22 protein-coding genes are annotated in these 26,037 nt (G+C 71.7%); 3 read left to right on the forward strand and 19 right to left on the reverse strand.

What is annotated here, in order from left to right; translation table 11 throughout:
• Window positions 1-125: 125 nt before the first annotated feature.
• Window positions 126-1,421, reverse strand: a complete 1,296-nt coding sequence (locus ABT095_RS31890; RefSeq protein WP_350533045.1) for a M18 family aminopeptidase — start codon at window positions 1,419-1,421, stop codon at window positions 126-128.
• Between the two features lie 233 nt (window positions 1,422-1,654).
• The gene (locus ABT095_RS31895; RefSeq protein WP_350533046.1) at window positions 1,655-3,484 is read right to left on the reverse strand and encodes an acyl-CoA dehydrogenase; all 1,830 of its coding nucleotides are present in this window, start codon (window positions 3,482-3,484) and stop codon (window positions 1,655-1,657) included.
• Window positions 3,485-3,655: 171 nt separating this feature from the next.
• Between ABT095_RS31895 and ABT095_RS31900 the strand changes: the two genes are divergently transcribed.
• Complete coding sequence (locus tag ABT095_RS31900; RefSeq protein WP_502885075.1) at window positions 3,656-4,141, forward strand: SseB family protein; 486 nt, start codon at window positions 3,656-3,658, stop codon at window positions 4,139-4,141.
• Here ABT095_RS31900 and ABT095_RS31905 read toward each other — a convergent pair.
• From ABT095_RS31905 to ABT095_RS31985, 17 genes are all read right to left on the reverse strand, one after another.
• A complete protein-coding gene (locus ABT095_RS31905) occupies window positions 4,138-5,271 on the reverse strand; it encodes an alpha/beta hydrolase (protein WP_350533047.1) in 1,134 nt (377 codons plus the stop codon). The genes ABT095_RS31900 and ABT095_RS31905 overlap by 4 nt on opposite strands.
• Window positions 5,272-5,292: 21 nt before the next feature.
• Window positions 5,293-5,691 (reverse strand): DUF4260 family protein, encoded by a 399-nt coding sequence (locus tag ABT095_RS31910; RefSeq protein ID WP_350533048.1) that lies wholly within the window; start codon window positions 5,689-5,691, stop codon window positions 5,293-5,295.
• 11 nt (window positions 5,692-5,702) lie between these two features.
• Complete coding sequence (locus ABT095_RS31915; protein ID WP_350533049.1) at window positions 5,703-6,569, reverse strand: 4'-phosphopantetheinyl transferase family protein; 867 nt, start codon at window positions 6,567-6,569, stop codon at window positions 5,703-5,705.
• A complete protein-coding gene (locus ABT095_RS31920) occupies window positions 6,478-7,335 on the reverse strand; it encodes a 2-oxo acid dehydrogenase subunit E2 (RefSeq protein WP_350533050.1) in 858 nt (285 codons plus the stop codon). Before ABT095_RS31920 ends, ABT095_RS31915 begins: the two co-directional genes overlap by 92 nt.
• Entirely contained in the window at window positions 7,332-7,562 is a 231-nt protein-coding gene (locus tag ABT095_RS31925; protein WP_350533051.1) for an acyl carrier protein, read from the reverse strand. Before ABT095_RS31925 ends, ABT095_RS31920 begins: the two co-directional genes overlap by 4 nt.
• A 26-nt stretch (window positions 7,563-7,588) precedes the next feature.
• Window positions 7,589-8,602 (reverse strand): 3-oxoacyl-ACP synthase III family protein, encoded by a 1,014-nt coding sequence (locus ABT095_RS31930; RefSeq protein WP_350533052.1) that lies wholly within the window; start codon window positions 8,600-8,602, stop codon window positions 7,589-7,591.
• Window positions 8,603-8,622: 20 nt separating this feature from the next.
• Window positions 8,623-11,631: a type I polyketide synthase gene (locus tag ABT095_RS31935; protein WP_350533053.1), complete on the reverse strand. Its 3,009-nt coding sequence runs from the start codon at window positions 11,629-11,631 to the stop codon at window positions 8,623-8,625.
• On the reverse strand, window positions 11,628-11,933 hold the full coding sequence (locus ABT095_RS31940) for an acyl carrier protein (RefSeq protein WP_350533054.1): 306 nt from the start codon (window positions 11,931-11,933) through the stop codon (window positions 11,628-11,630). Before ABT095_RS31940 ends, ABT095_RS31935 begins: the two co-directional genes overlap by 4 nt.
• A 34-nt stretch (window positions 11,934-11,967) precedes the next feature.
• Window positions 11,968-13,725, reverse strand: a complete 1,758-nt coding sequence (locus ABT095_RS31945; protein ID WP_350533055.1) for an acyl-CoA dehydrogenase family protein — start codon at window positions 13,723-13,725, stop codon at window positions 11,968-11,970.
• Window positions 13,719-15,473 (reverse strand): acyl-CoA dehydrogenase family protein, encoded by a 1,755-nt coding sequence (locus ABT095_RS31950; RefSeq protein WP_350533056.1) that lies wholly within the window; start codon window positions 15,471-15,473, stop codon window positions 13,719-13,721. The genes ABT095_RS31945 and ABT095_RS31950 overlap by 7 nt, the downstream gene beginning before the upstream one ends.
• 1 nt (window position 15,474) lies before the next feature.
• Window positions 15,475-17,253: a fatty acyl-AMP ligase gene (locus ABT095_RS31955; protein WP_350533057.1), complete on the reverse strand. Its 1,779-nt coding sequence runs from the start codon at window positions 17,251-17,253 to the stop codon at window positions 15,475-15,477.
• A gap of 119 nt (window positions 17,254-17,372) precedes the next feature.
• Entirely contained in the window at window positions 17,373-17,597 is a 225-nt protein-coding gene (locus tag ABT095_RS31960; RefSeq protein ID WP_350533058.1) for a DUF6059 family protein, read from the reverse strand.
• Window positions 17,572-19,449 carry an HAD-IIIC family phosphatase gene (locus tag ABT095_RS31965; protein ID WP_350533059.1) on the reverse strand — a complete coding sequence of 626 codons (1,878 nt, stop codon included), beginning with the start codon at window positions 19,447-19,449 and terminating at the stop codon, window positions 17,572-17,574. The genes ABT095_RS31960 and ABT095_RS31965 overlap by 26 nt, the downstream gene beginning before the upstream one ends.
• A gap of 186 nt (window positions 19,450-19,635) precedes the next feature.
• Window positions 19,636-20,004, reverse strand: a complete 369-nt coding sequence (locus ABT095_RS31970; protein WP_350533060.1) for a YrdB family protein — start codon at window positions 20,002-20,004, stop codon at window positions 19,636-19,638.
• On the reverse strand, window positions 19,961-20,518 hold the full coding sequence (locus ABT095_RS31975) for an SRPBCC family protein (protein ID WP_350533061.1): 558 nt from the start codon (window positions 20,516-20,518) through the stop codon (window positions 19,961-19,963). Before ABT095_RS31975 ends, ABT095_RS31970 begins: the two co-directional genes overlap by 44 nt.
• Window positions 20,515-21,714, reverse strand: a complete 1,200-nt coding sequence (locus ABT095_RS31980; RefSeq protein ID WP_350533062.1) for a cytochrome P450 — start codon at window positions 21,712-21,714, stop codon at window positions 20,515-20,517. The genes ABT095_RS31975 and ABT095_RS31980 overlap by 4 nt, the downstream gene beginning before the upstream one ends.
• 52 nt (window positions 21,715-21,766) lie before the next feature.
• Complete coding sequence (locus ABT095_RS31985; protein WP_350533063.1) at window positions 21,767-23,056, reverse strand: FAD-dependent monooxygenase; 1,290 nt, start codon at window positions 23,054-23,056, stop codon at window positions 21,767-21,769.
• 295 nt (window positions 23,057-23,351) lie between these two features.
• Between ABT095_RS31985 and ABT095_RS31990 the strand changes: the two genes are divergently transcribed.
• Together ABT095_RS31990 and ABT095_RS31995 are read left to right on the forward strand one after the other, a co-directional pair.
• Window positions 23,352-24,782 carry a DHA2 family efflux MFS transporter permease subunit gene (locus ABT095_RS31990; RefSeq protein WP_350533064.1) on the forward strand — a complete coding sequence of 477 codons (1,431 nt, stop codon included), beginning with the start codon at window positions 23,352-23,354 and terminating at the stop codon, window positions 24,780-24,782.
• Between the two features lie 102 nt (window positions 24,783-24,884).
• Entirely contained in the window at window positions 24,885-25,913 is a 1,029-nt protein-coding gene (locus ABT095_RS31995) for a ketoacyl-ACP synthase III family protein (RefSeq protein ID WP_350533065.1), read from the forward strand.
• The last annotated feature ends 124 nt before the right edge of the window (window positions 25,914-26,037 follow it).

Raw genomic sequence — 26,037 nt, forward strand, 5'->3', positions numbered from 1 at the left:
GCCCGCGGGGGTGGGGGCTGCGCGCTGCGGAGGGTGGCACCTGAGTGCCTTTCCAAAGCGCGCAGTTCCCCGCGCCCCTGAAAGCAGATAGTGCAGCTGACCCGCTTGCCGAAAGGGTGTGCCCCTCAGCCCTGGAGGAAAGCGCGGATCGCGTTCGCCAGGTGGTGGGGGTCCTCGGCGCCGCAGAGTTCGCGGGCGGAGTGCATGGAGAGCGCCGCGATGCCGCAGTCGACGGTGGTGATGCCGAGGCGGGCGGCGGTGATGGGGCCGATGGTGGTGCCGCAGGGCATGGCGTTGTTGGAGACGAAGGTCTGCCACGGCACGCCGGCCTTCTCGCAGGCGGTGGCGAAGACGGCCCGGCCCAGGGCGTCGGTGGCGTAGCGGTTGTTGACGTTGACCTTGAGGATCGGGCCGCCGTTGGGGAGCGGCTGGTGGCCCGGCTCGTGGCGCTCGCTGTAGTTGGGGTGGACGGCGTGGCCCATGTCGGAGGAGAGGCAGACGGTGCCGGCCAGCGCGCGGGCGCGGTCCTCCGGGCTGCCGCCGCGGGCGAGGACGCTGCGCTCCAGGACGTTGCCGAGCAGGGGGCCCTGCGCGCCGGTGTCGGACTCGCTGCCGGTCTCCTCGTGGTCGAAGGCGGCCAGGACCGGGATGTAAGGGAGGTCCTCGCCCGCGACGGAGGCGAGGGCGGCGGCGCCGGCGTGGACGGAGAGCAGGTTGTCCAGTCGGGGGCCGGCCAGGAGCTCCTTGTCGCGGCCCAGGTAGCCGGGCGGCTGGATGTCGTGGGTCATCAAGTCCCAGCCGAGGATGTCGGCGGCGGCCACGCCCGCCCGCTCGGCGACGAACTCGATGAGCGAGCCCTCGGAGACCTCGCCGATGCCCCAGATCGGCGTGAGGTGACGCTGGCGGTCGAGCTTGAGACCGTCGTTGACCTGGCGGTCGAGGTGGATGGCCAGCTGCGGGACGCGCAGCAGCGCCTCGTCGATCTGGACCAGCACGGTGGAGCCGTCGCGCATGGCGAGGCGGCCGGAGAGACCGAGGTCGCGGTCGAGCCAGGTGTTGAGCGGGACGCCGCCGTAGATCTCCACGGCGATCTGACGCCATCCGGCCGACCCGGTGTCAGGCACCGGCTTCACCCGGAGGTTCGGCGAGTCGGTGTGGGTACCGACCACCCGGAACGGGGTGGCGGGGGTGGCGCCCTCGGGCACGTACCAGGCGATCAGCGCGCCGCCCCGGACGACGTACCGCCCGCCGGTACCGGCCTCCCACGCGTCGGTCTCGGCCACCCGGCGGAAGCCCGCCTTCTCCAGGCGCTCTGCCGCGCTCGCCACGGCGTGGAACGGCGACGGCGACGCACTCAGAAAGGCGATCAGGTCGTCGGTGTGCGCCCGGTCGAAGTGGGCCGGGCGGGCGGCGGTCGACATGCTGCTCCTGGGTTGAGGGAGGGCTGAAAGCCGGACGGGGAACCCGGTCTCCGACCCCGAGCATATGCCCGTACACGGACACGTCGAGGTTGTCTTCAACAACGGTGACACAACGGTGAAGGGCCACGACGGACCGTGGGGAGATGGCCCGGCACTCGATGGTCGCACAAGCACGGAGGGGGTCTACGCGCTGTGCGTAGACCCCCTCCGTGCTGAGGGTGGGTCAGGAGGTCTTAGAACACGTCCTCGGAGAGCTCCATGATCTCGTTGTCGATGCCCTCGGCGATGAGGCGCTGGGCAGCGGTGGTGGCGAGGACGTTGCGGGCGAAGAAGCGGGCCGCGGCGACCTTGCCCTGGTAGAACGGGACGTCCTTCTCGGAGGCGCCGGCCTCGAGCTTGGCCAGGGCCACGACGGCCTGACGCAGCAGCAGCCAGCCGACCACCACGTCGCCGGAGACCATCAGCAGGCGGGTGGTGTTGAGGCCCACCTTGTACATGTTCTTGACGTCCTGCTCGACCGAGGAGAGGTCGGCCAGGAGCTTGCCGACGATGGCCTCCAGGTCACCCGCGGCCTTGGCGAGCAGCTCGCGCTCGGTGGCCAGGGCGTCGCCGCCGGAGGCCGCGCCGAGGAACTTCTGGATCTGCTCGGAGACGGCGGTGAGCGCCTGGCCGCCGTCCTTGACGATCTTGCGGAAGAAGAAGTCCAGGCCCTGGATCGCGGTGGTGCCCTCGTAGAGGGTGTCGATCTTGGCGTCCCGGATGTACTGCTCGATCGGGTACTCCTGCAGGTAGCCGGAGCCACCGAAGGTCTGCAGGGACTGCGCGAGCTGCTCGTAGGACTTCTCGGAGCCGTAGCCCTTGACGATCGGCAGCAGCAGGTCGTTCAGGCGCTCGGCGGCCTCGTCGTGCTCGCCGCGCAGGCGGGCGGCCATCACGTCGTCCTGGGTGGAGGCGGTGAAGAGCACCAGGGCGCGCATGCCCTCGGCGTACGCCTTCTGCGTCATCAGCGAGCGGCGGACGTCGGGGTGGTTGGTGATGGTGACGCGCGGGGCGTTCTTGTCCAGGAAGTTGGAGATGTCGGCGCCCTGCACGCGCTCCTTGGCGTACTCGAGAGCGTTCAGGTAGCCGGTGGAGAGGGTGGCGATCGCCTTCGTGCCGACCATCATGCGGGCGAACTCGATGATCTTGAACATCTGGCGGATGCCGTCGACGGTCTCGCCCAGCAGCCAGCCCTTGGCCGGGTGCTTGGCACCGAAGGTCATCTCGCAGGTGTTCGAGGCCTTGAGGCCCATCTTGTGCTCGACGTTGGTGGCGTAGACACCGTTGCGCTCGCCGAGCTCGCCGGTCTCCCAGTCGAAGTCGAACTTCGGCACGATGTAGAGGCCGAGGCCCTTGGTGCCCGGCTTACCGCCCTCGGGGCGGGCCAGCACCATGTGGATGATGTTCTCGGACATGTCGTGCTCGCCCGAGGTGATGAAGCGCTTGACGCCCTCGATGTGCCAGGAGCCGTCCTCCTGCTTGATCGCCTTGGTGCGGCCGGCGCCCACGTCGGAGCCCGCGTCGGGCTCGGTGAGGACCATGGTCGAGCCCCACAGGCGGTCGGTCATCCGCTGGGCGATCTTGAGCTGCTCCTCGGTGCCCTCGTCCGCGATGACGCCGGCGAAGGCCGGGCCGGAGGAGTACATCCAGATGGCGGGGTTGGAGCCGAGGATCTGCTCCGCGAAGGCCCAGATCAGCGAGGCCGGGGTGACCTGGCCGCCGATGGACTCCGGGATGCCCAGGCGCCACCACTCGGCGTCCATGAAGGTCTGGTAGCTCTTCTTGAACGAGGCCGGGATCGGCGCGGTGTTGGTCTCGGGGTCGAAGACCGGCGGGTTGCGGTCGGCGTCGACGAAGGAGGCGGCCAGGTCGTTCTCGGCCAGGCGCGCGATCTCGCTGAGGATGTTCTTCGCGGTGTCGACGTCCATGTCGGCGAACGGACCGGTGCCGTACACCTGGTCGCGGCCGAACACCTCGAAGAGGTTGAACTCCACGTCCCGCAGGTTGGACTTGTAGTGACCCATGGCCGTTTCTCCGGTTCGTCGCTTCCGGGGGAACGCCGCTTCGAGCGCCCCACTTACCCACCAGTAGACATCATGATGCTACCCGTAAGTAACTTGTTCAAGAGGCCAGGGGCTAAAAGCGTGCCGAAGCGCGCTATGAAGGTGGTCACGTCGGCCGCTAACCTTGGGCACGTGTACGGCTACGAGCAGACCGGGTACCAGGGCGCCCCCTACCAGCAGCAGGGTGGCATGCCCGGCCCCGGCCCGTACGGCGACCCGCAGCAGGGTGTGCCCCAGCAGTCCCTGTACCCCGAACCCTCGCCGCCCACCCTCGCCGACGCCGTCCGGGCGTTCACCACGGGCTCGATGCCGGTCGAGGACTTCCAGGCGATCTTCATCACCTCCAAGGTGCACTGCCCGCGCGGCGACCGCCCGGGCTTCCTGGCGCTGCACAACACGCCGACGCCGGTGATCCCGATGTTCTCCTCGCTGAAGGAGCTGCGCCGGTACGCGGGCAAGGACTCCAAGCACTTCAGCGTCTCCGGCGCCGAGGTGCTCGACCTGCTGCCCACCGGCTACGGGTTCGCCCTCGACATGGAGGGCGAACACCGCATGGTCTTCGATGCGAAGGCCGTGGAGCAGATGGTGGACTTCACCATGCGCCGGATGTACGGCTAGGAGGACCTGCCGGCCCGCTCGTCCTTGATGCCCCTCTCGTCCTGGATGATGGCGGCGAGCTTGTGCAGGCCGAGGCCGACTTCGAGCGCCGCCGTGCGGTGGTCCTCGATGCCCTGGCTGCTGAGCAGCGCGTGCATCAGCCACAGCCGCATCTCGCCCAGGTGGTCCGGCGAGCCGTGCACGTCGTCGAACTCCTTGAAGCGGGCTTGAGGCATCCGGTCGGCCAGCAGCTTGCTGTCGGCCCGCGGGATGATCTCGTCCCGGGTGGAGACCACGTAGCCGACCGGGACCTGGACGGCGTCCAGCTCCTCCTCGGTCAGGGCCCAGCCGTGCAACTCGGCGCGCAGGGCGGCCGGGTCGGTGATGCCGGTGAGGTGGGCCAGGGTCTGCTTGGTGACGGCGGGGACGCTGGTCTCCCACCACTCGTCGTCGGTGAAGAAGGCCGAGACCGGCGCGCCGACGGTCAGCACCCGGCCGATCCGGTCGTCCGTGGCGGCGGCGCGCAGCGCGAGGTGGCCGCTGAAGCTGAGGGTGAGCAGCGAGACGTCGGTGAGCCGGGCGCGGCCCTGCAGGGCGTCGAGCAGGGCGGGCAGCAGGCGCCAGGAGTCGGCGTCGTAGGTGAGGCCGTTCTCCCCCACCCCGGGGAACTCGGTGACCACGGCGGCGAAGCCCTGCTTGGCGAACTTGGGCAGCTGCGGGGCCCACTGCTCCTTGGTTGAGACGATGCCGCCCATCACCACGATCAGCGGGCGCGGGTCGGCCGCGTCCAGGCCGGCCGTCCAGGCGCGGACCTTGCCCTTGCCGGGGACGGCCACCTCCAGCGGTTCGATGCCGCCGTGCGCGCTGCGCCAGCGGTCGAAGGCGGCCACGGCGGCGCGCTGGGCCTCGGCGCGGGGCTCGTCCGAGGGGTAGGGGAAGCGGGCCGTCGCGTAGTGGGCGCAGGCCTCCAGCTCCCGGCCCCGGGCGGCCAGGGCGTCGCCGACGGCGTGCCAGACGTGCGCCCAGGAGTGCTCGTCGCCGGGCGTGTCGTTGGTGATCCGGTCCAGGACCTCGGCGACCCGCCGGGCGTCGACGCCCTGGCCCCGGGCGTGCAGGCGCGCGTAGGCCTTGAGTTCGTCCAAGTCGTACATGGCTGACCTTCCGACAAGTCGTCAGTGGATGTGCCCGTCCGGGTGGCGCAGGCCGATGCCGGTGGCCCGGTCGATGGCGATGTGGGCCAGCCAGCCGAGGCCGCCGACCACGAGGGGCTGGTTGAGGGTGACCAGGCCGAGCGCGATGGTGGCGGCCGGGGCGATCGGGTGGTGCAGGTCGTTGTAGAGGCCCACGGTCTCCGTGGGGACGTAGCCGGGGCCCTTGGTGGGCCGGCCCCTGCCCTTGAGGAAGGCCAGGTCCGGGCCGATCAGCCCGGCCCAGAAGGTCCAGGTGACCGGCCCGGCCAGCGCGGTGGCGGTGGCGAGCGCGCCGACGCCGACCACCGCGCTGAGCAGGCGGCCCTCGGGGTGGCGCCAGGTCCAGATGTCCGGCGGGGCTTCGTGCGCGGTGATGCTCATCTCGGATCTCCTCACCAGTCGGCGGCGCCGCCGTACTCGGGTTCCTCCTCGCCGAGGGCGTCGATCAGTGCCTCGAAGAGGCCTTCGTCCAGGCGGGTGGTGGTCTTGGTGTCGGTGCCGAAGCCGGAGTCGACCACGGCCACGCTCAGCACGTAGTCGGGGTCGTCGGTGAAGGTCTGGGAGGACCAGCGGCCGGTGTCGGCCAGCGTGCCGTCCGGGCCGCGCAGGCCCTGGCAGCCACCGCCGCCGTCCACGCTGAAGCTGCCGAAGGAGGACATCAGGCCGGTGCCGATGGCCTTGGTGTACGCCTCCTTCAGCGTCCAGATCCGGATCAGCTCGGCGTTGCGGCGCTCCAGCGGGAGCGCCTCGACCCGGGCCAGCTCGGCCTCGGTGCACAGGTGCCGGGCCAGGCCCTGGGCGTACAGCTCGCGGTCGGCCGGCTCCACGTCCACGCCGATCTGGCCCTGGGTGGAGAGGCCGACCAGGAGCAGGCCGTCGGTGTGGCTGATGCTCACGTCCACCGAGTCGTTGCCCCGGATGAAGGGGCGGCCCTTCTCCCGGTAGCCGAGCTCGACCTCCTCGGGGCCGACGTCGTAGAGCTTGCCGACGGCGGTCTTGAGCAGGATGCGGGAGGCCGCGAAGCGGACCCGGACGTCGGCGTGGGTCAGCTCCAGGTACTTGGACCAGTCCCGGCCGAGCAGGCGTTGCAGCCGGGGGCCCGGCGCCTTGTCGGGGCGCCAGTCCTCCAGGTGGGCGTAGACCAGGGCGGTGCCGTGCCGGGCGACGCTACCGAGGACGGGCGGCCAGGGGCCGGTCCGCCCCTTGATCCTGATCGGTGGGCCGAACGGCTTCGCCGCGGCCGTCTCCGCTCCGGTCATGGAACTCCTCCAGTGTCTTCTTGAGATCGCCCAGGACGTCCGCGGCGGTGGCACCGTCGACGACCCGGTGGTCGAAGGCCAGCCCGAGCCGCATCACCGGGGCGATCACCACCTGGCCGGCCCGGGCCACCGGGCGGTCGGTGATCCGGCCGGCGTTGATCGTGACGGCCGTGCCGCCGACCGAGTGGAAGCCGTCCACCGGGCGGTGGCCGAGCGAGCTGACGGCGACGGTGCCGAGGATCTGGGCCCGGCGCGCCGGCCGGCGCAGCGCGGCGGTGAAGGCGAGCCGGCCGAGCGGGGCGGGCAGCTTGCCGAGCTTGCGCACGGCGGCGAACTCCGGGAGGTCGGCGGCGTCCGGCCCCCGGTAGCGGTCGACGGTGTCCTGGATGCCCGCCAGGGTCTGGTGCTCCAGACCGGGCAGCAGGGCGGAGAGCACTGTGCGCTGCCCCTCGACCGGGCGGTCGAGGGCGAGTTTGGCGGTGACGGACGGGAAGCGGGTGACCTTCGGGGTGCTGAACCGGGACGGCCAGCCGGGGGCGAGCACCGCGTTCGCCTCCGGGTGGCGGCCCAGCACCTCGCCGACCGCGAGCAGCAGGTAGCTGACCAGGGAGTACCGGCGTTCGCTTCGCGCCCGGTGTGCGGTGACCAGGCTCATGTCCACCTCGGTGTCGAGGTAGACCGGGCGCTGGTCGGCCGCGTACTCCAGGAAGAAGAGCGTGTGCCGGCGGGTGCTGACCGGCTCGGTGCTCACCTGGCCGGCGGTCATGAGGCGATGGCCAGTCGGTGGATCTGGCCGAGCGAGCGGGCCTCGAGCAGGCGGCCGACCGGGACCTTCTGGCCCGTCGCCTTCTCCAGCGCGGTGACCAGCTTGAGCAGGTGCAGCGAGTCCCAGCCGGGGAGCGCGTCGAAGTCGGCCTCCAGCTCGGCGAGTTCGACCGGAATGCCGATGTCGTCGTTGACCAGCTGGACGAACTCCTCGGTGGTGATGCTCATGTGGGGCTCCCTAGGGTCTTCTGGAGTTACAGCTTTTCGAGGGCGAAGCCACCCTTGATCCACTTGCTGGACTCGATGGCGACGGCGAGGGCCTTCTCACCGGTCTTCATCTCGGCGAGCAGCCGCTCGGTCTGCAGGAAGGGCAGCGCGTTGCCGTTGTTGCCGGTGTCGGCCACGCAGGAGATCTCGCGCACGTTCGGGATGTCGAGCCGGTCGTAGATCAGGCTGGTCATCCGGCCGGACAGCTGCGGCGGCAGGATGTAGTTCAACTCCTCGACCGACCAGTCGAGTTCGCCGAGGAGCTCCCAGAGGATCTCCACCGCCATCACCGGGACGGACTCCTCGATGGCCTTGTAGTCCTCGTTGATCGCCTGCTTGTCGGTGTCCTTGTCGGCCACCCCGAACCACTCGATGGTCTGGCCCGGCGCCCGGCCGAGGCCGGTGAGGCGGTTCAGCACCCGGCGCAGCGCGACGCGTTGGCCGATCGGCTCGGGGGTGAGCACCGCGGCGCCCGCGCCGTCGCCGAAGAGCACGAAGTTGACCAGCTCGCTGGAGGGCGCGTCGGTCAGGTCGCGGCGCAGGTCGAGGTGCTTGCTGCAGACGTCGCCGCCGATCACCAGGCCGGTGGCGCCGGTGGCGGTGACCAGGGTGCGGCCGAGTTCGAGCGCCTGGACGGCCCCGGCGCAGCCCGACTGCAGCTGGTAGGTGGGCAGTTGGTCCAGGCCCAGCTGGTCGGCGACGTGGTTGACGGTGGCCGGCATCAGCGTGTCGGGGGTGGCGGTGCCCATCACGATGAAGTCGATCTGCGCCGGGTCGATCCCGGCGGAGGCGATCGCCTTCTCCCCCGCCTGGGCCGCGAGGTCGGCCAGCGACCAGCGCACCTCGTTGGTGCCGATGTCCCGGGCGAAGTGTCTGGTCCTGGTGCCGATGAAGAGCTCGACCCACTCCTGGTTGACCCCCAGGGCCTTGGCCAGCTGCTCGTTGTCCACGGGCGCGCCCGGCAGGGCCGTCCCGATCGAGGCGATGTAGGCCTCGTTCATCGCTGTGTCCTTTCCCGTGCTCATGACGCCACCGTGACCCGGCTGCGGCGCTCCTCGAAGAAGGTGATCAGGGTGCCGACCGAGCCCAGGTGCGGCAGCAGGTCCTGCACCGGGATCGCCTCGGGGAGGGCGAGCTTCTTCTCGATCCTGGTCTTGAGCTCCATCACCATGACGGAGTCGAAGCCCAGGTCCTCGTACAGCCGGGAGTGCGCATTGAGCTCACTCACGGCGTAGCCGCCGACCGTGGCGACGGCCGCGAGCACCGCCTCGGCGGTCGGGCCGGTCAGCCCGGCGCCCCGGCCGAGGGTGAGCCGGGTGGTGGCCGGCTGCGGAGCCGCCACCGGGGTCTCGGCCACCGGCTCGGCGGCGGCGGGGGCGCCCCGGCGGACGGGCTTGCTCCAGTACCGGTGGGCGTCGGAGAAGACGTACGGCGCCAGGCGCAGCGCCTGCCGGTCGGTCTCCGGGTAGAAGGCGTCCCAGTCGACCGCCTGGCCGTCCCGGTGCAGGGCGGCGAGCAGTTCGGCCAGGTGCGGCAGGCCCGGCTGCTCGCCCTTGGGGGCCTGGGCGGGGTGCAGGGTGCGCAACCCGGCGGGCGGGCGCAGCCGGCGGACCAGGCCGTTCAGCACCGGCCTCGGGCCGATCTCCACCACATGGGTGGGCCCGGCCTCGAAGAGCCGCTCGGCGGCCTCGGCGAAGAGCACCGGGGCGCCCACGTGCTCGACCCAGTACGCCGCGTCCATGGGCTCGTCGTCGCGCAGCAGCCGCCCCCGCACGGTGGAGTACACCGGCAACTGCGGGATGCCGCCGCCGACCTCCTCGGCGATCAGGCCGAAGCGCTCCAGCATCGGCCGCATCAGCGGGGAGTGGAAGGCGTGCGAGACCTGCAGCGGCTTGGTCTCGACCGCACGCTCCGCCAGCACGGCGGCGATCCGCTCCAGCGCCTTCAAGTCGCCCGAAAGGACCGTGCCCTGCGGGCCGTTGACCGCGCCGATGCCCACCAGCGGTTCGGCGTCGATGAGTTCGCGCACCTCGGCGACCGGTGCCTGCACCGAGAGCATGCCGCCCCCGGCCGGGAGGGCCTGCATCAGCGCGCCGCGGGCGGCGATCAGCCGGGCCGCCTCCTCGAGGCCGAACACCCCGGCGGTGACGGCCGCCGCGTACTCGCCCACGCTGTGGCCGAGCAGCAGCGCCGGGGCGACGCCCAGCTCGCCGAGGGTGCGGGAGAGCGCGTAGCCGACGGCGAACAGGGCCGGCTGGGTGTAGCGGGTGAGGTGCACCCGCTCGTCCCCGGCCAGGATCAGCTGCAGCACCGACTCGTCCAGGTGCGGGCGCAGCGCGGTGTCCGCCTCCTCCAGGTACGCCCGGTAGCGCGGGGATTCGCGGTACAGCCGGGCCGTCATGCCCGGGGTCTGCGCTCCCTGGCCGGTGAAGAACAGGGCGGTACGGGGGCGCCCGGCCGGCTGGGCGGCCAGCTGGGCGAGCACGTCCTCGTCCTCGGCGGCCGCGCGCAGCTTCGCCGCCAGCTCGGCGGTGTCGGTGGCGGGCACCGCGAAGCGGACCCGGTGGCCGCCCTTGACCCGGTTGCTGCTCCAGCAGACCGGGCCGACCGGCACCCGTCGGCGGCCGAGCTCGGCGGCCTGGGCCAGCAGGTTGCGGGCCAGCGCCTCCGGGCTGGTGGCGCTCAGGGTGAAGACGCCGACCGAGTCGCCGGCGCCGGCCGGGCGCACCGCGCTCGGCGGGGCGGACTCCAGGATCGCGTGCGCGTTGGTGCCGCCCATGCCGAAGCTGGACAGGCCCGCCACCGTGCTGCCGGCGGGCAGCCGCAGGGGCGCCTTGAGCAGCTTCAGGCCGTGCCTGGTGAGGTTGAGCTTGGCGTTCTCCTTGGTCGCGAAGCGGCTGGCCGGGACGACCCGGTGGTGCAGCGACAGCGCGACCTTGATCAGCCCGGCGATGCCCGCCGCGCCCTCGGTGTGCCCGAGGTTGCCCTTGACCGAGCCGAGCGCCATCGGCTTCTCCCGGCGGGCGTGCAGCCCGCCGAGCGCCTTGACCTCGATCATGTCGCCGAGCTCGGTGCCGGTGCCGTGGCCCTCGGTGAAGGCGACGTCGGCGGGCTCCACCCCGGCCCGCGCGTACGCGGCCGCGAGCACCTCCTGCTGGGACCAGCGGTTGGGGGCAGTGATGCCGTTGCTGCGCCCGTCCTGGTTGACGGCGGTGCCGCGGATCACGGCGTAGACCTGCTGCCCGTCGGCCAGCGCGTCCTCCAGGCGGCGCAGCACGACCACGCCGACGCCCTCGCCGCGGCCGATGCCGTTGGCCTCGGAGCTGAACGGCTTGCACCGGCCGTCCGGGGCGGAGAGCCCGGCCTGGGTGTAGAAGATGCCGAGCGCCGGGGTGAGTTGGACGTTGACCCCGCCGGCCAGCGCGTAGTCGCACTCGCCGGAGAGCAGCGCGTTGCCGGCCAGGTGGACGGCGACAAGTGAGGAGGAGCAGGCGGTGTCGACCGCGAGCGAGGGCCCCTTGAGGTCGAGGTGGTAGGAGATCCGGTTGGCGGTCATGCAGTAGCCGTTGCCGGAGCCGACCTGGGCGGTGATCCGGTCGTAGTCGGTCAGGTGCAGCTGGGCCCACTCGTTGCCCATGATGCCGACGAAGACGCCGGTGCGGGTGCCCGCGAGGCTGCTCGGGGCGACCCCGGCGTTCTCCAGGGCCCGCCAGGCGGTGTGCAGCAGCAGGCGCTGCTGCGGGTCCATGGCGGCGGCCTCGCGGGGCGAGATGGTGAAGAACTCGTTGTCGAAGACGTCCGGGTCGGTGATGAACCCGCCCTCGGTGGTGTTGGTCCGGCCCTCCGCGCCCTCGGGCGAGTAGAAGTCGCTGCCCGACCATCTGGTCCCGGGCACCTGGCCCACGCCGTCACCGGAGCGCATCAGCAGCTCCCAGTAGGCGGCGGGGTCAGGCGCACCGGGGAAGCGGCAGTCCAGGCCGACCACCGCGATGCGGCGGTCCGGCCCGGTCTTCTCCTCGGGACTGCTCATCGCGCGCCTTCGGCGGCCTGGGCGGCGAACTCGTCCAGCAGGTGCCCCGCCAGCGCCTCGACCGTCGGGTAGTCCCAGGCCGCGGTGGGCTCCAGGATGAGGTCGAAGTCCTCCTCGATGTCGCCGCACAGGCCCAGCGCCGCCACGGAGTTGAGGCCGTACTCGGCGAGCGGGACGGTCGGGTCGATCTCGGAGGGGTTGCGCTTGAGGTAGACGGCGATCCGGTCGGCCAGCCAGACGGTCAGGGACTCGGCCGTGTGCCCGGCCCCGCCTGCGGGCCGGTTGGTGGTGGGGACGGACATGGTGAGCTCCTCGGGTCGTTTTCAGATGACGGGTTCAGCCCGCGAGGGGCGTGTCGTACAGGTCGTAGCTGCGGTGCTCGGTGAAGCGGCGGACGACCTCCTCGTGCAGCCGCTCCTCGCAGGAGGCGGGCAGCGGCGGCGGCTGGTGGCCGAGCCGGCGGGCCAGGCGGTGCAGGGCGGCGGCGGCCCAGGCCGGGTCGGCCAGGAACGGATCGCCACCGCCGCGGGCCTCGCGCCAGACGCCGAGCACGGCGGAGGCGGCGAGCAGCACCGCGTAGCGGTCGGCCAGCGAGAAGCTGCTCGGGCTGGCGAGCGCGGTGCGGTCCTGCGGGGAGAGCTGGAGGGCGGCCTCCTGGAGCTGGCGCAGCTCGTCCATCAGGCGCAGCGCCAGGCTCTGGATCGCCCGCTCCTCCGGGTTGGTGGTGGGCAGCTGGTCGACGGCGGCCACCAGCGCGGCGGAGAGGCTGTCGCGGCCGGTGGCCAGCGCGAGCTGCTCGTAGCGGATCGGCGGCAGCGGGGTGCGCGGCTGGAACAGCTCGGCGGGCGCGGGCTCGGCCTTGAACCAGGACCGCCGGGCCAGGCGCGGGAGTTGGGGGATGATGGTGGCCTGGCAGGCGGCCGAACCGGCGTGGCCGAGGCTGAGCACCGGCAGGTCGCGGACGTGCTTCTGGAAGATCCCGAACTCACCCTCGCGGACGTAGAACCGGGCGCCGAGCACGATGGACAGCTCGTACATCGTCTCGGTGAGGATCTTCGGGACGAGGTACTTGACCGCCGAGGCGTAGACGCTGGTCTCGTCCGGGAGCAGGTGCACCGCGCGGGTGCCGACCAGCGAGAGGCTGTCGCTGATCAGCAGGTCCAGGAAGGCGGTGGACAGGGTGGCCCGGGCGTGCGGGATCTCCATCACCGACTTGCGGTACAGCTGGCGCCCGAGGGCGAAGCCGACCACCGTGCGCAGCGCGGTGTCGGCCGCGCCGAGCGCCATGCCGGGGATCGCGCTGCGGGTCATCTGGAAGGAGCGCAGGGCGAGTTCGACGCCCTGGCCCTCGGCGCCGACCAGCGCCTCGGGGCCGACCGGGGCCTGGTCGAAGTCCAGGCCGGAGAGGTGGCAGCCGCGCACCCCGACGGTGCCGTAGCGGGGCAGCACCCGCAGCCGCTCGGTGTCGATCCCGGCCCGCTCGACCATCAGCACGGAGTGGCTGCGGCTGCCCGGGTCGTCCGAGGTGCGGGAGAAGAGCAGCCAGGCAGCCGCGCGGGCGGCGTTGTTGATGACCTGCTTCTCGCCGCCGAGGACGTACCCGCCCTCCGGCGCCGGGTCGGCCCGGAATTCGTTGCGGACGAAGTCGTTGCCGTGCGCCAGCTCGTGGTAGGCCACCGAGACCTTGCCGCCGCGCAGCAGGATGTCCGCCAGGCGGCGCTGCTGGTCCGGGTTGCCCGCGGCCCAGACGTTGACCGAGGCCATGAAGGAGGTCACGCCGTAGCCGAGGCCCAGCGCGATGTCCCGGCGGAAGACCTGGCGGACGACCCTGGTGAGGGTGTCCAGCTGCTCCAGCCGGCCGCCCAGGGCCACGGGCACGAACTCGGCGTTGAAGACCAGCTCGTCGAGGATCTTCTCGCCCTCGGTCGAGATCTCCCCGGCCTCGTCGGCCTCCAGCAGCCGGGCGAACCCGACCGGGTTGGTGGCGTCCGCGGGGTCCCCGAAGGCCCGCTCGATCTCGGCCACCCGGGCGACGGCGCGGGCCTCCGCCCCGAGGTCCGGGCCGACCACGTGGTCGGCGGCTTGATTCAGCATGACGTCCCCTCGTCCTTGTGCTTCAGGGCCAGCGGGAGGAGCGAGGGGAGCAGCCCCTCGCCGCGCACCGCCCTGACCTGCTCCAGGAGCGCCTCGGCGGCGTCCCGGTCGTCGGTGGGCTCGCCGAGCCGGGTCAGCACCCGGGCGAGCGCGGCTCTCAGCCAGAGTCCGTCCTGCCAGAGCCCCTTGGTCCGGCCCTGCTCGGCCGCCTGGTGGTTGTGCCGCCAGATGCCGAGCGCGGCGGCGGCGGCGAAGCACAGGGCGTACCGGCGGGCGGCCTCGAAGGCGGCCGGCGGGATGTCGGTGAGCGCGTTCTGGTGGGTCTCCATCGCCTCGTGGACCTCGCCGACCAAGGCCAGCAGCCGCTCGGCGTGCGCGAGGGCGGGCTTGTACGCCGGGTTGGCGTCGGCCGCCTCGCGCAGCGCCTCGACGGAGCCGGGCAGCGAGGCGATGACGCCGCTGCCGTACCGGGCGACGAGCGAGAGCCGCTCGGGCGCCAGGGGCGGCAGCGGCCGTGCCAGGTCGTACGCCGCACCGGCACCGTCGAGTCCGCCGGTGCCCCGGCGGTACCCGCGCACCAGCGAGCGGAACTGGCTCACCAGGGAGCTGAGGTTGACAAGGGTGTTGCCGTCGAACAGGCCGACGATCCGGTGGTCCCGGTCGACCTTCTGGAACATCCCCCGGGCGTGCACGTCCTTGAGGAAGGCGCGGGCGCCGAGCAGCTTGGTGAGGTCGGCGATCACCCCCTCGGTGCCGGTGGGCACCAGGTACTTGGTGACGGCCGAGGTGACGGACAGCTCCTCGGTGAGGGTGTGCACGCTGCGCGAGGCGGCCAGCGAGAGCGCCTCGTCCAGCAGCACGTCGGCGGCGGCTCCGGCCAACAGGTGCCGGGCCTGCGGGAGTTCGACCAGCTTGCGGCCGTACAGCTCGCGCTCCTCGACGAAGTCGAGCACGATCGCCAGCGCGTGGTCGGCGGCGCCGAGCGAGAGCGCGGCACACATGGTGCGGGTCAGCTGGAGGGCCTTGAGCACCACCTCGATGCCGGTGCCGGCCTCGCCGACCACGGCCCCGGCCGGCACCGGCGCCTCGGTGAAGGTGATGCCGGAGATGTCCGCACCCCGGATGCCGTGGGTGTGGATCTTCGGCAGGTGCCGGTAACTCGCCTGCGGAATGGCCCGCTTGTCGACCAGCAGGACGCTGAAGGCGCGCGGGCCGGCCTCCGGGTCGGTGCGGGTCAGCAGCGAGAGCAGGCTGCCCCGGGTGGCGTTGTTGATCAGCCACTTCTCGCCGGAGACCAGGTAGCCGCCGTCACCGGTCGGCACCCCCTGCACCTCGCCCGCCAACAGGTCACTGCCGTGGGCGCGTTCGGTCAGCCCGAGCGAGACGGGCAGCCCGGCCTTGATGTCCGCGCCCAGCGCCGTGGCCTGCTCGGGCGTGCCCGCCACCCAGACGCAGACCCCGCCCAGGTACGTCTTGCCGTGCCCGATCGCCACCGTCAGGTCGCGCCGGGCCACCGTGCGGATCAGCTGCAGCACCTGCTCGTAGGACTCCAGCCGCCCGCCGTACTGCGCCGGGACGTAGTACTCGTGGACGCCGAGCTCCTCCAGCCGCCGGCAGATCGCGGCCGGGAACTCCTCCGTCTCGTCCAGGGCCAGCGAGTTGGCGTGGCTGAACACCACGCCCGGGCCCTCCGGGTCGCCGAGGTCGTGTTCCAGCTGCTCGGCCAGCAGGTAGGGAGCGTGGTCCATGTCAGCCCACCGTGGCCAGCGCGGCGGCGTCCACCAGGGCCTTGACCCCGTCCTCGAGCACCTCGTGCAGCGGGGTGAGCTTGCCCTCGATCAGCAGCTGGCGCATCAGGGTGCGCTGCAGCTTGCCGCTGGTCGTCTTGCGGATGGTGCCCGGCTTGACCAGCACCACGCTGCCCGCGACGGTGAACTCCTTGCTGATCAGCGTGCGGACCTGCGCGGCGAGCGCCGGAAGGTCGGCCGCCGAAGGGGAGTTGGGCTTGATCTCCTGGACGATGACCAGGTGCTCCTCGCCGGTGTCCACCGAGAAGACCGCGCCGTTGCCGGGGGCCAGCGCCGGGTCCAGTGCCTGCACGGTGCGCTCGACGTCGTGCGGGTAGATGTTGCGGCCGTTGATCAGGATCATCTCCTTGAGCCGGCCGGTGACGTAGAGCTGGCCGTTCTCCAGCACGCCCAGGTCACCCGTGCGCAGCCAGCCGCCGCTCGGGCCGTCCCCACCGCCCTCGATCACGGCCTGGAAGATCTCCTTGTTGGTCTCCGGGCGCTTCCAGTAGCCGCTCGCCACGCTGTCGCCCTTGACCCAGATCTCGCCGACCCCGCCCTCGGGGCGCTCGGTGTGCTCCTGCGGGTCGACGATCCGCACCTCGAAGTCCTGCGGCTGGATCACCCCGCTGGAGACCAGCGTGCGGGCCGGGGCGCCCTCGGCGGGCTCGCGCAGGGTGCCGAGCTCCAGGGCCGCGATGTCCGCCTGGCGCACCAGCGGGACCTGGCCGTACGGGGTGCCGGAGACCAGCAGGGTGGTCTCCGCCATGCCGTAGCAGGGGAAGAACGCCGCCGGGTCGAAGCCGGCCGGGGCGAACCGCTCGGTGAAGGCCCGGATGGTCTCGGCCCGGACGGGCTCGGCGCCGTTGCAGGCGACCTTCCAGCTGGACAGGTCCAGGGTGGCCAGCTGCTCGTCGGTGACCCGGCGCACGCACAGGTCGAAGGCGAAGTTGGGACCGCCGCCGATGGCCACCTTGTACTGGTCGATCATCTGCAGCCAGCGCAACGGCCGCTTGAGGAAGGACACCGGGGACATCAGCGCCGCCGAGCTGCCCAGCCAGAGCGGCTGCAGGATGTGCCCGATCAGGCCCATGTCGTGGTAGAAGGGCAGCCAGCCGCCGAGCCGGTCGTCCGCACCGCTGCCCGCCGAGCGCTGGATCGCGGCCTCGTTGGAGAGCAGGTTGAAGTGCGAGACCATCACGCCCTTGGGGCTGCTGGTCGAGCCCGAGGTGTACTGCAGGAAGGCCAGCGACTCGGGGGTCAGCCGCGGGGCCTTCCAGGCCGCCGCGTCGCCGTGGCCGGGCAGGTCGGTGGCCAGGCAGGCCACGTCGGTGAAGCCGGCTTCGCGCAGCCAGGCGCTGATGTTCGGCTCGTTGGCGCTGTCGGTCAGCACCGCCTTCACCTCGGCGTCGCGCAGGATGCCGGAGACCCGGGCGAAGTGGTGGCCCTGGTCGCCCGGCAGCGGGGCCGGGACGGCCACCGAGCCGGCGTACAGGCAGGCGGTGAAGGCCTTCACGAAGTCGGCGCTGGAGGGGTAGAGCAGCAGCACCTGGCCGCCCTCGGCACCCTGGGCCTGCAGCCAGGAGGCGATCCGCTTGGCCTCGGCGTCGAGGCCCGTGTAGCTGAGGTGCTCGGCACCGGAGCCGGCCGCGTTGTCGTGCAGGAAGATGAAGGCGTCCTTGTCGCCAAGATCCGCCGTGCGGTGCAGCACCAGCTCGGTGAATGTCTCGAAACCCGTCAACGTCTTCCCCTCGCCTCTGACTTCGCCGACGGCAGGCCGTCGGATCTGGACCAACAGGTGTGATGCTCCGCCGAAGGGCTTTAGGCGCCCTTGCGGCGGACCAGTCAGTTGCACGCCTCTCACTGCTGCGTGGCTCGCGCCCAGAGGGAGCGTTCCTCCTCCGTCGGAGGCAGCCACGGGACCGGCCGCTCCGGGTGGCCGGGGGCCGGTCCTCGCAGGCCGAGGACCAGAGCGGCCAGGTCCTCGTTGGCGTAGCCGTGGAAGATGCCGAAGACCACCATGCCGCGCCACCAGGACCAGGAGGCCGGCTCCTCGGGCTCAGGAGCGGGCTGCGACCCGGACATGGCCGGGCACCTCCAGCCGCTCGGCCAGGTCGTGCGAGAAGTCGGGCTCGTCGTCGGAGCCGCCGTCGCGGACGAACCCGACCGAGGGGTAGAACTCCCGCACCTTGTGGTTCTTCTTGGTCGGCCGGTAGGAGGCCGTCACCCGCCGCAGGCCCCGCCCGGCCGCCTCGGCCAGCACGGTGGCGATCGCCGTCTGCTCGATGCCGCGGGAGAAGACCCGGCAGCTGAGGATCACGTTGTCGATCCGCAGCGTGTCACCCTCGGTGTGCGCGAACACCCCGCCCACCAGCCCCTGGTCGCCGAACCGGTCGGCGGTACGGACGGCCAGCACCAGCTGGGCGTCGTCGGCGAGGCGCTCCCGTACGTCGGCCACCTGCAGGCGCTCGGTGGTCAGGTTGAACTGGTTGGTACGCAGGGTGAGTTGGGCGAGCCGGGCGATCTCGTGCTCGCGCACCGGGGAGAGGTCCACCGTGACGTCGAGCTGCGCCAGGTACTCCGCCATCGAGCCGGTGCTCTCCAGCAGCGTCTGCCGGGCCTCCTCGCTGCGGTACAGCCCCGCCCGGGCCCGGTCCTCCGCCGTCAGCGCCCGGACGTCGAACCAGTTGTCCGCCAGCAGCTTCGCCACGTGCAGGGCCGGCTCCTCGTCGAGGCGGACCACCGCCACCTGGGGCAGCGAGCTGGCCACCAGGCCGGTCTCGAAGGAGGAGTCGTCGGCGAAGACGAAACTGTCCACACCGAGGTTGAGCCGCTGCGCGATGTCCTGCAGATTCGCGTCCTTGGGCTGCCAGTTGGCATTGATCCGGACGAAGTCCCCGGTACGCAGCACCATGTCCGGGTGGTTGCCCAGCACGTCGAGCACCGGCTCCTGGTCGTTCTTGCTGCTCACCGCGAGCAGCACGCCCTGGGAGCCGATCTGCTTGACCAGCTGCTGGAACTTCCCGAAGGCCTCGCCCCGGAAGGTCACGGCGGCCGCGATGCCGTCCGCGCCGTCGTCGCCCAGGATGCCGTCCCACAGGGTGTTGTCGAGGTCGACCACCAGCACCTTCTTGGTCCGGCCCTTGACCGTGCGGGCCAGGTGGCCGACCTCGCGGGCGTACCGGCCGAGCAGCTCGTCGCTGTACTCGGCCTTGGCGTACACCGCCAGCCGCGGGTCGTTGACCGGGCCGGCCTCGGCCAGCAGCGGCTCCAGGTCGAGCACCACGACCCGCTCGTACTTGGCCGCGAGCTTGAGCAGGCCGGTGTTGAACTCTCGCCAGATCACGCCGAGTTCGGCCCGCGAGGCGAGGTCGACCAGCTGGTGGGTCCAGGTGCGCAGCAGCGGCACGGTGTTGAGGACGAGCGTGCCGGTGCCGTGCTCCAGGTAGTGCGCGGCCAGCCGGTCCACCTGGGCCAGGGTGGCGGCGGTCGCGGTGGCGGCGTCGGCGGCCTGCCAAGGGTTCGGCAGCGAGCGCAGTACGGCGGCGGCGTCCAGCACGCAGAGGGTGAGGTCGGCCTTGGCCTGGTACAACTCGCTGGTGGTGTCCTGCAGTTCGGCTATCCAGCCGTCGAAGTCGCCGACCCAGGGGTCGAGCAGCAGGCTGTGCCGGGCCAACTCCCCGGTGAGGGCGGGCAGCAGGCCGCCCAGGGTCGAGGAGCCGGTCACCGCGACGGCCACGGTGTCGGTGCCGGGGTGCAGCTCGAGCACCTCGGCCGGCTTCAGACGGGAGAGCTGGCGCCCGGCGCGGGCGACGTCCTCCGGGCCGGCGCCGGAGAGCAGCGGCGCAACCGCCGGGTAGTGGACGGCCAGTCCGCCGTCGGCGGCCAGGGCTCGCAGCCGTTCCTGCACGGTCGCTTCGTTGGTGGCGATGGTCAAGGGAGTCTCCCCGCTCTGGCTCTCGGAGCTCGGATGGGTGGCCCTGAAACCTTGTCGCCCGTGACTAAAGGGTGAGTTGCACTATCAAGGGGCGCGGGGAACTGCGCGACCGGCCATGCAACTCCGTGCATGCCTGCGCGCGCAGTTCCCCGCGCCCCTGGGTGGTGCAACTGAACGTGGCTGCCTTCAGTGGCGGAAGAGCCAGAACACCCGGTCCAGCGCCGTGAGGTGGTAGATCACCAGGATGACCACGAGCACCATCGCCGGGGTCTTCGCCCCCGCGTGGTACAGCGCCCAGGCCGCACCGAAGAAGATCACCAGCTCCAGCAGGAACCGCAGCGGCCCCGGAGTGGCCACCACCGTGCCGCCGTTGCGGGACGGGTCTCCCGGGGTGGCGAAGACCGACCAGAGGACGGCCGTGATGATCGGCAGCGCGATCGCCGCGATCACCCGCGTGCCCCCGGGCGCCGTCCGCCACCCCCAGTAGCCGAACGCCGCCAGGGCGGACAGTTCAAGCAGGAATCGAACTCCCAGACTGACCGGGCTGAAGCCCATCTCGCCAACCTCTTTCCGCTGTGGTCCGCAGGGCCTCCAGCCATGCGCCGGTGGCCTGTTGGAGTCGGTCACTGTCGTAGAACAGGGTGAGCAGAAGACCCGACATGGACTCCTCGACGGTCAGCACGGTGCCGCCGTCGGCCGCCTGGGCGAGCAGGTGCCGTCTGACGGCACGGGCTCCGGAGCAGACTCCCGTCCAGCTGATCTCCTGCCCGGGTATCAGCGTGGCCACGGTCGAGCGGATGCGGTCCTTCCCGCTGCGCCAGCGGAACTGTGTCCCGGGCTGGACCGGGCCGGGGGTCACCTCGATGCCGGAGACCGCCGGGAACCAGCCGGCCCAGCCGGCGAAGTCGGTGATCAGGGCGAAGACCTGACCCGGTGGCGCGGCGACGGCGACCTGGTGCCGCGCCTGGACGGGAGCCGCGCTGTCGACACGTCCGGCCCGGGCGTAGTCCCGGTCCAGCGTGGCCAGCGAGGGCCCGACCCGGAGCAGCCCCGAGAGACGGCCGTTCACCACGCCACCGGGAGCCGGCTGACACCGTGCACGAGACGGCCGGTGTGGCGGGGGATCTCCTCCAGCTTCGCGTTCAGCCGGAGGGTGGGGAAGCGGGTGATCAACGACTCGATGACGATCTGGAGTTCGGCCCGGGCCAGGCCGGAGCCGAGGCAGTAGTGGGCGCCCTGGCCGAAGGTCATGTGGTCCACCTGCTGGCGGCGCACGTCAAAGACCTCGGAGCTCTCGAAGTGGCGCTCGTCCCGGTTGGCCGAGCCCAGCGAGGGCAGTACGGCCTCGCCGGCCCTCACCAGGGAGCCGCCGACCTCCACGTCCTCCAGGGCGATCCGCAGCAGGGTCTCGTCCCCGGGCGGGAACAACCGCAGCAGCTCCTCCACCGCGCCGGGCATCAACTCGGGCTCCTTGCGGAGGATTTCGAGCTGCTCCGGGTGGGTCAGCAGCGCCAGCATGCTGTTGCCGATCGCATTGGCCGTGGTCTCGTGCCCGGCCAGCAGCAGGCTGACGCCGAGGAAGGTCAGCTCCTCCTCGCTGAGCCGGCCGTCGTCCGAGTCGGAGATCTGGGTGAGCGCGGAGAGGAGGTCCTGCCCCGGCTTCTCGCGCTTGGCCACGATCAGGCCGGAGAGGTAGACGTACAGCGCCCGTTGGGCCGCCAGGATCTCTTCCACCGAGCGGGCGGTGATCGCCATGAAGGCGTCGGACCACTCGGCGAACTGCTCGCGGTCCTCGAACGGCACGCCCAGCAGCTCGCAGATCATCAGGACCGGCAGCGGGAACGCGACGGCCTTGACCAGGTCGATCTCGCGGCCCGGGGTGGCCGCCATCTCGTCGAGCAGCCGGTCGGTGTACTCCTGGATCCGCGGGCGCAGCCCGGCCACCCGGCGGACGGTGAACTCGCGGGAGACCAGCCGGCGGACCCTGCTGTGCTCCGGGTCGTCCATGTTGAGCAGGGTCTTGAACTTCTGCGGCGCCGGGCCGTAGCGCGGGGCGCCGTCCGCCATGGTGGCGGCCCGGCTGAAGCGCGGGTCCGAGAGCACCGAGCGGACGTCCTCGTACCGGGTGACCAGGTGCCCGACGTCGCCGCTGGGCATCCTGACGGCGGTCAGGGCCGCCTCCTCGCGCAGGCGGGCGTAGTGCGGGCAGGGGTGCAGGGGCGAGGTGCGTTCGAAGGGGAAGTCCTGCGGCTCGGCTCCGGTCATCGGGGCTCTCCGTTCGTGGCGGCGGGCGGGGAAGGCGTCAAGTGGCGCTGTTTCAGCGGGCGTTGTCCGCCACGGGGGCGGGAGCGGCGACCGGCCGGGCGGTCGGGGCCAGCTCCAGCGGCTTGCCGCTGCGGCGGACCTGCTCCTGCAGCTGGTAGTAGACGCCGCCGACGATCGTGCGCTTCAGGGCCGGGCTCAGCGAGACCACCCGGTAGACCGCCCGGCGCAGCGCGACCGCGAGCGGGTGGGAGAGCGCGAAGGCGCGCTCCTGGCGCATCTGGAGGCGCCGGGCGGTGGAGACGGCCTCCTCGCGGGCGGCCTGGAAGGTGCGGCCTGCCGCGTCCAGCGCCCGGTACGGGTCGACGGAGGACAGCGCCCGGTTGACCAGCGGGGCGAGCGTGATCGCGTCCACCATGGCCTGGTTGACGCCCTGGCCGAGCACCGGGGTGAGGGTGTGGGCGGCGTCGCCGATCAGCACCAGGCCCGGCATCGACCACTCGGGCACCACGGCGGTGAAGATGTCCAGCATCGAGGTGTCGGACCAGCCCTTGACGTGCTCCCGGACGCCCTGGGAGAGCTCGGGGGCCAGCTCGTCGATCCGCTGGTGCAGCGCGCCGATGCCCTCCTTGCGCAGCTCGCGCAGGCCGCCCTTGGGGATGTTGAAGCCGATCCGGATCAGGTCGGGCACGGTGGGGATGAACAGGCCGTGCCGGTCGCCCAGGATGCGCACCCGCAGGGTGTGGCCGTCCCAGCCCTCCGGGATCGGCACCTTGAACCAGACGAAGTCCCGCTCCAGCGGGATCTTGTCGTAGCGCATCCCGGCCATCTCGCGGATCTTGCTGAACCGGCCGTCGGCCGCCACCACCAGCTTGGCCCGGATCTCCAGCGGCCCGTCCGGGCCGGTGCAGGAGACGCCGGCGATCCGCTCGCCGTCGTAGACGAGCCCGGTCGCGGTGGTGCGGCGCAGCAGCGAGAAGCCGGGGTGGTACGCCGCCTCGGCGGCCAGTGCCTCCAGGAGCACGGGCTGCGGCAGCTCCATCGGGAAGCGGCTGGGCTCGTCGAAGTCGGCGAAGTCGGCCGAGAGCACGTCGCGGCCGCCGTCGGTGATGACGGTGCGCTCGGTGCGCAGGGTGCTGTGTCTGACCTGGTCGAGGATGCCGAGCTGTTCGAGCATCCAGACCGAGTCGGGCGAGATGGACTCCCCGCGGAACGAGCGGTTGAAGTGGCCGCTCTGCTCGACGACGACCACCTCGCGGGAGTACCGGGCGAGTTCGAGCGCGAGGGCGAGACCCGCCGGGCCGCCTCCCACCACACACACCTGGGTGTTCAGTGCAGCTGTCATCGCCTTCCCTCTCCTGGAGTCCCACAGAGCCGGGGCCCAGCCTTGGCGGGGGCGCTAAAGCCCGTCTTGTACGACCGCGCCGGGTACGGATGATCAGCACACGTATGGTCAACGGATGGTCAACTCAGCGCTTTAGCGCGGCTACAGAGCGTCTGCCTACCGTGACGAAGGCGACCGTCCTCCACCGTCATCCGTCTAAGGAGCAGCCACCATGAAGACCGAGTCCGCCGAGGCAGCGCGTGCCTCAGGCCCTGGTTCCGGGGCCTCCGCCGACCAGGCGCCAGGAGCCGCCGCTGTGGAAGCGAACCCCAAGCGGTGGTGGGTGCTGATCGTCGTCTCCCTCGCGCAGTTCATCATCGCCATCGACTCCTCGGTGGTGAACGTGATGGGCCCGCGGCTGAAGGAGTCGATCGGCCTGTCCACCACCGGCCTCCAGTGGGTCATGAACATCTACGTCCTGCTCTTCGGCGGTCTGCTGCTGCTCGGCGGCCGGCTGTCCGACGTGATCGGGCGCAAGGCGATGTTCATCGGCGGTCTGGCCGTGTTCACCATCGCGTCCTTCACCGCCGGCTTCGCCCACAGCGAGGGCCAGCTGCTGGCCTCGCGGGCCGCTCAGGGCATCGCCGCGGCCGCCCTGTCGCCCGCCTCGCTCTCCATCCTCGTCACCTCCTTCCCCGACCCCGGTGAGCGCAGCAAGGCGTTCGGCATCTGGGGCGCGGTGATCGGTATCGGCGCCAGCGTCGGCACCATCATCGGCGGCGCGATCGCCAACGCCGACTGGCGGTGGGCGTTCTGGATCAACGTGCCGGTCGGCCTGGTGGTCGGTCTCGGCGCGGTGGCCCTGGTCGCCCGCTCCACCCGCACCGGCGCACGTCAGCCGGTCGACCTGGTCGGTGCCGTCACGGCCACCGGCGGGGTGCTGCTGCTGGTCTACGGCATCGTCACCACCGACCAGCACGGCTGGGGCTCGGCGACCACGCTCGGCTGCTTCGCCGCCGCGATCGTCCTCCTGATCGCCTTCGTGGTGGTCGAGAGCAAGAGCTCCGCCCCGCTCGTCCCGCTGCGGCTGTTCCGCAGCCGGGCCGTGGTCTCCGGCGCGCTGGGCGAGTTCCTGACCGCCGGCCTGATGATGCCGCTCTTCTTCCTCATCCCGCTCTACCTGCAGAACGTGCTCGGCTACTCGACCCTGCAGACCGGTCTGGCCTGGATCCCGACCAGCCTCGGCCTGATGATCTGCGCGCCGATCGCCTCCCAGCTGATCACCAAGGTAGGCGCCCGCCCGATGTACCTGGTCGGCACCGCGGTGCTCGGCGGCACGCTGGCCGTCGCCATCGGCATCCCGCAGCACAGCAGCTTCTGGGGCTTCATGCTCCCGCTCTCCGGCCTCTTCGGGGTCGGTCTGGTGCTCTGCCTGATCGCCACCCCGGTGGTCGGCACCTCGCAGGCCACCGAGGAGGACGCGGGCACCACGTCCGCCCTGCTCAACGCCTCCACCCAGCTGGGCGCCGCCTTCGGCCTGGCGATCGCCGTCACCGTCTTCAACAACCGCGTCACCCACCAGCTGGCCACCGGCCACAGCGCCAACGCCTCGCTGGTGAGCGGCATCAGCATCGCGGCCACCGCCCTGCTGGTGATGCTCGGCCTGAGCATCGTCAACGGTCTGGTCGGCTTCCGCGGCCTCGGCAAGCCGGACCCGGCCGCCGCCGAGCAGATCACCGCCCACTGACGGCCCCACCGGGCCACCGACCCAGGCCGCCGCTTCCGCCCATCCCCCTGGCGGAACCGGCGGCCTGTTCCTTTCCCACAACCGAACTGCCCTAGGAGCAGCATGAGATGGGACAATCTCTACATAGCCGGTCTGGGTGCCTACCTGCCGCCGACGGTCAGCGCGGCTGACGCGGCCGCCTCCGGCGCCTACGACCAGCAGGACTTCCTGGACTACCAGATCCGCGCCGTGACGGCCGCCCCGCCCGGGATGCCCGCCGTCGACATGGCGGTGGCCGCGGCCTCCAGAGCCGTCCGGCGCAGCGGACACAAGACGCCCGACTTCGGACTGGTCCTGCACGCCTCGATGTACCACCAGGGCCAGGACATGTGGACGCCCGCCCACTACGTCCAGCGCGAGGTGCTCGGCGGCAACGCCCTGGCCCTGGACATCTCCCCCGGCGCCAACGGCGGCCTGGCCGGCCTCGACCTCGCCGCCGGCCACCTGGCCTCCCACCCGGACCACCGGGCCGTCCTGGTGACCTGCGCGGACGCCTTCCGGATGCCCCGCTTCGACCGCTGGCGATCCGACAACAACGGCGTCTTCGGGGACGGCGCGGCGGCCCTCGTCCTCTCCCGCTACGGCGGCCCGCTGCAGCTGCTGGCCAGCACCTCCGTCTCCATCCCCGAGCTGGAGCCGGTCTGCCGCGGCTACGACGGCTGGACGGACACCCCGTTCGAGCGGCCCGGACCGGTGGACATCCGCGGCCGCAAGATGGCCTGGTTCGCCAAGGAGGCCAACCCGGCGGCGGCGATGGCCGGCCTGGCCGAGCGGATGCTGACCGTGGTCGGCGCGGCTCTGCGGGAGGCCGGCGCCACCCTCGGCGAGATCAACCACCTGGTGCACGCCAACTTCGGCACCCCCTTCGCCGAGGCCCAGTTCCACAAGCCCCTGGGCATCGAGGCCGACCGCACCATGCACGACTGGGGCCTGGACGTCGGCCACGTCGGCGGCGCCGACCAGCTCCTCGGCCTGCACGAGCTGATGGAGACCGGCCGCGGCCGCAAGGGCGACCTGGTCCTGCTGCTCGGCGCCTCGATGGGCTTCAGCTGGACGGCAGCGGTGGCCCAGGTGACCAACTGGGCACCCTGAGAGCCCACCGCCAGTTGCAACACCTAGGAAACACGCCGACGCACAGCCAGGCGATGTAGACCGGGATGCCGTCACGGCTCTTCAGGATGACACCGAAGACCAGGTAGAACACCGCACAGTTGAG

The sequence above is a fragment of the Kitasatospora sp. NPDC002227 genome (assembly GCF_040296285.1).
GTDB lineage: Bacteria > Actinomycetota > Actinomycetes > Streptomycetales > Streptomycetaceae > Kitasatospora.

Excerpts from the sequence above, each read along its gene's own strand:
- ABT095_RS31950 (WP_350533056.1), bottom strand. The coding sequence starts at position 15,473 with ATGGACCACGCTCCCTACCTGCTGGCCGAGCAGCTGGAACACGACCTC.
- ABT095_RS31925 (WP_350533051.1), bottom strand. The coding sequence starts at position 7,562 with ATGAGCATCACCACCGAGGAGTTCGTCCAGCTGGTCAACGACGACATC.
- ABT095_RS31995 (WP_350533065.1), top strand. The coding sequence starts at position 24,885 with ATGAGATGGGACAATCTCTACATAGCCGGTCTGGGTGCCTACCTGCCG.
- ABT095_RS31960 (WP_350533058.1), bottom strand. The coding sequence starts at position 17,597 with ATGTCCGGGTCGCAGCCCGCTCCTGAGCCCGAGGAGCCGGCCTCCTGG.
- ABT095_RS31910 (WP_350533048.1), bottom strand. The coding sequence starts at position 5,691 with ATGAGCATCACCGCGCACGAAGCCCCGCCGGACATCTGGACCTGGCGC.
- ABT095_RS31915 (WP_350533049.1), bottom strand. The coding sequence starts at position 6,569 with ATGACCGGAGCGGAGACGGCCGCGGCGAAGCCGTTCGGCCCACCGATC.
- ABT095_RS31895 (WP_350533046.1), bottom strand. The coding sequence starts at position 3,484 with ATGGGTCACTACAAGTCCAACCTGCGGGACGTGGAGTTCAACCTCTTC.
- ABT095_RS31905 (WP_350533047.1), bottom strand. The coding sequence starts at position 5,271 with ATGTACGACTTGGACGAACTCAAGGCCTACGCGCGCCTGCACGCCCGG.
- ABT095_RS31940 (WP_350533054.1), bottom strand. The coding sequence starts at position 11,933 with ATGTCCGTCCCCACCACCAACCGGCCCGCAGGCGGGGCCGGGCACACG.
- ABT095_RS31930 (WP_350533052.1), bottom strand. The coding sequence starts at position 8,602 with ATGAACGAGGCCTACATCGCCTCGATCGGGACGGCCCTGCCGGGCGCG.
- ABT095_RS31890 (WP_350533045.1), bottom strand. The coding sequence starts at position 1,421 with ATGTCGACCGCCGCCCGCCCGGCCCACTTCGACCGGGCGCACACCGAC.
- ABT095_RS31970 (WP_350533060.1), bottom strand. The coding sequence starts at position 20,004 with ATGGGCTTCAGCCCGGTCAGTCTGGGAGTTCGATTCCTGCTTGAACTG.
- ABT095_RS31980 (WP_350533062.1), bottom strand. The coding sequence starts at position 21,714 with ATGACCGGAGCCGAGCCGCAGGACTTCCCCTTCGAACGCACCTCGCCC.
- ABT095_RS31935 (WP_350533053.1), bottom strand. The coding sequence starts at position 11,631 with ATGAGCAGTCCCGAGGAGAAGACCGGGCCGGACCGCCGCATCGCGGTG.
- ABT095_RS31920 (WP_350533050.1), bottom strand. The coding sequence starts at position 7,335 with ATGACCGCCGGCCAGGTGAGCACCGAGCCGGTCAGCACCCGCCGGCAC.
- ABT095_RS31985 (WP_350533063.1), bottom strand. The coding sequence starts at position 23,056 with ATGACAGCTGCACTGAACACCCAGGTGTGTGTGGTGGGAGGCGGCCCG.
- ABT095_RS31945 (WP_350533055.1), bottom strand. The coding sequence starts at position 13,725 with ATGCTGAATCAAGCCGCCGACCACGTGGTCGGCCCGGACCTCGGGGCG.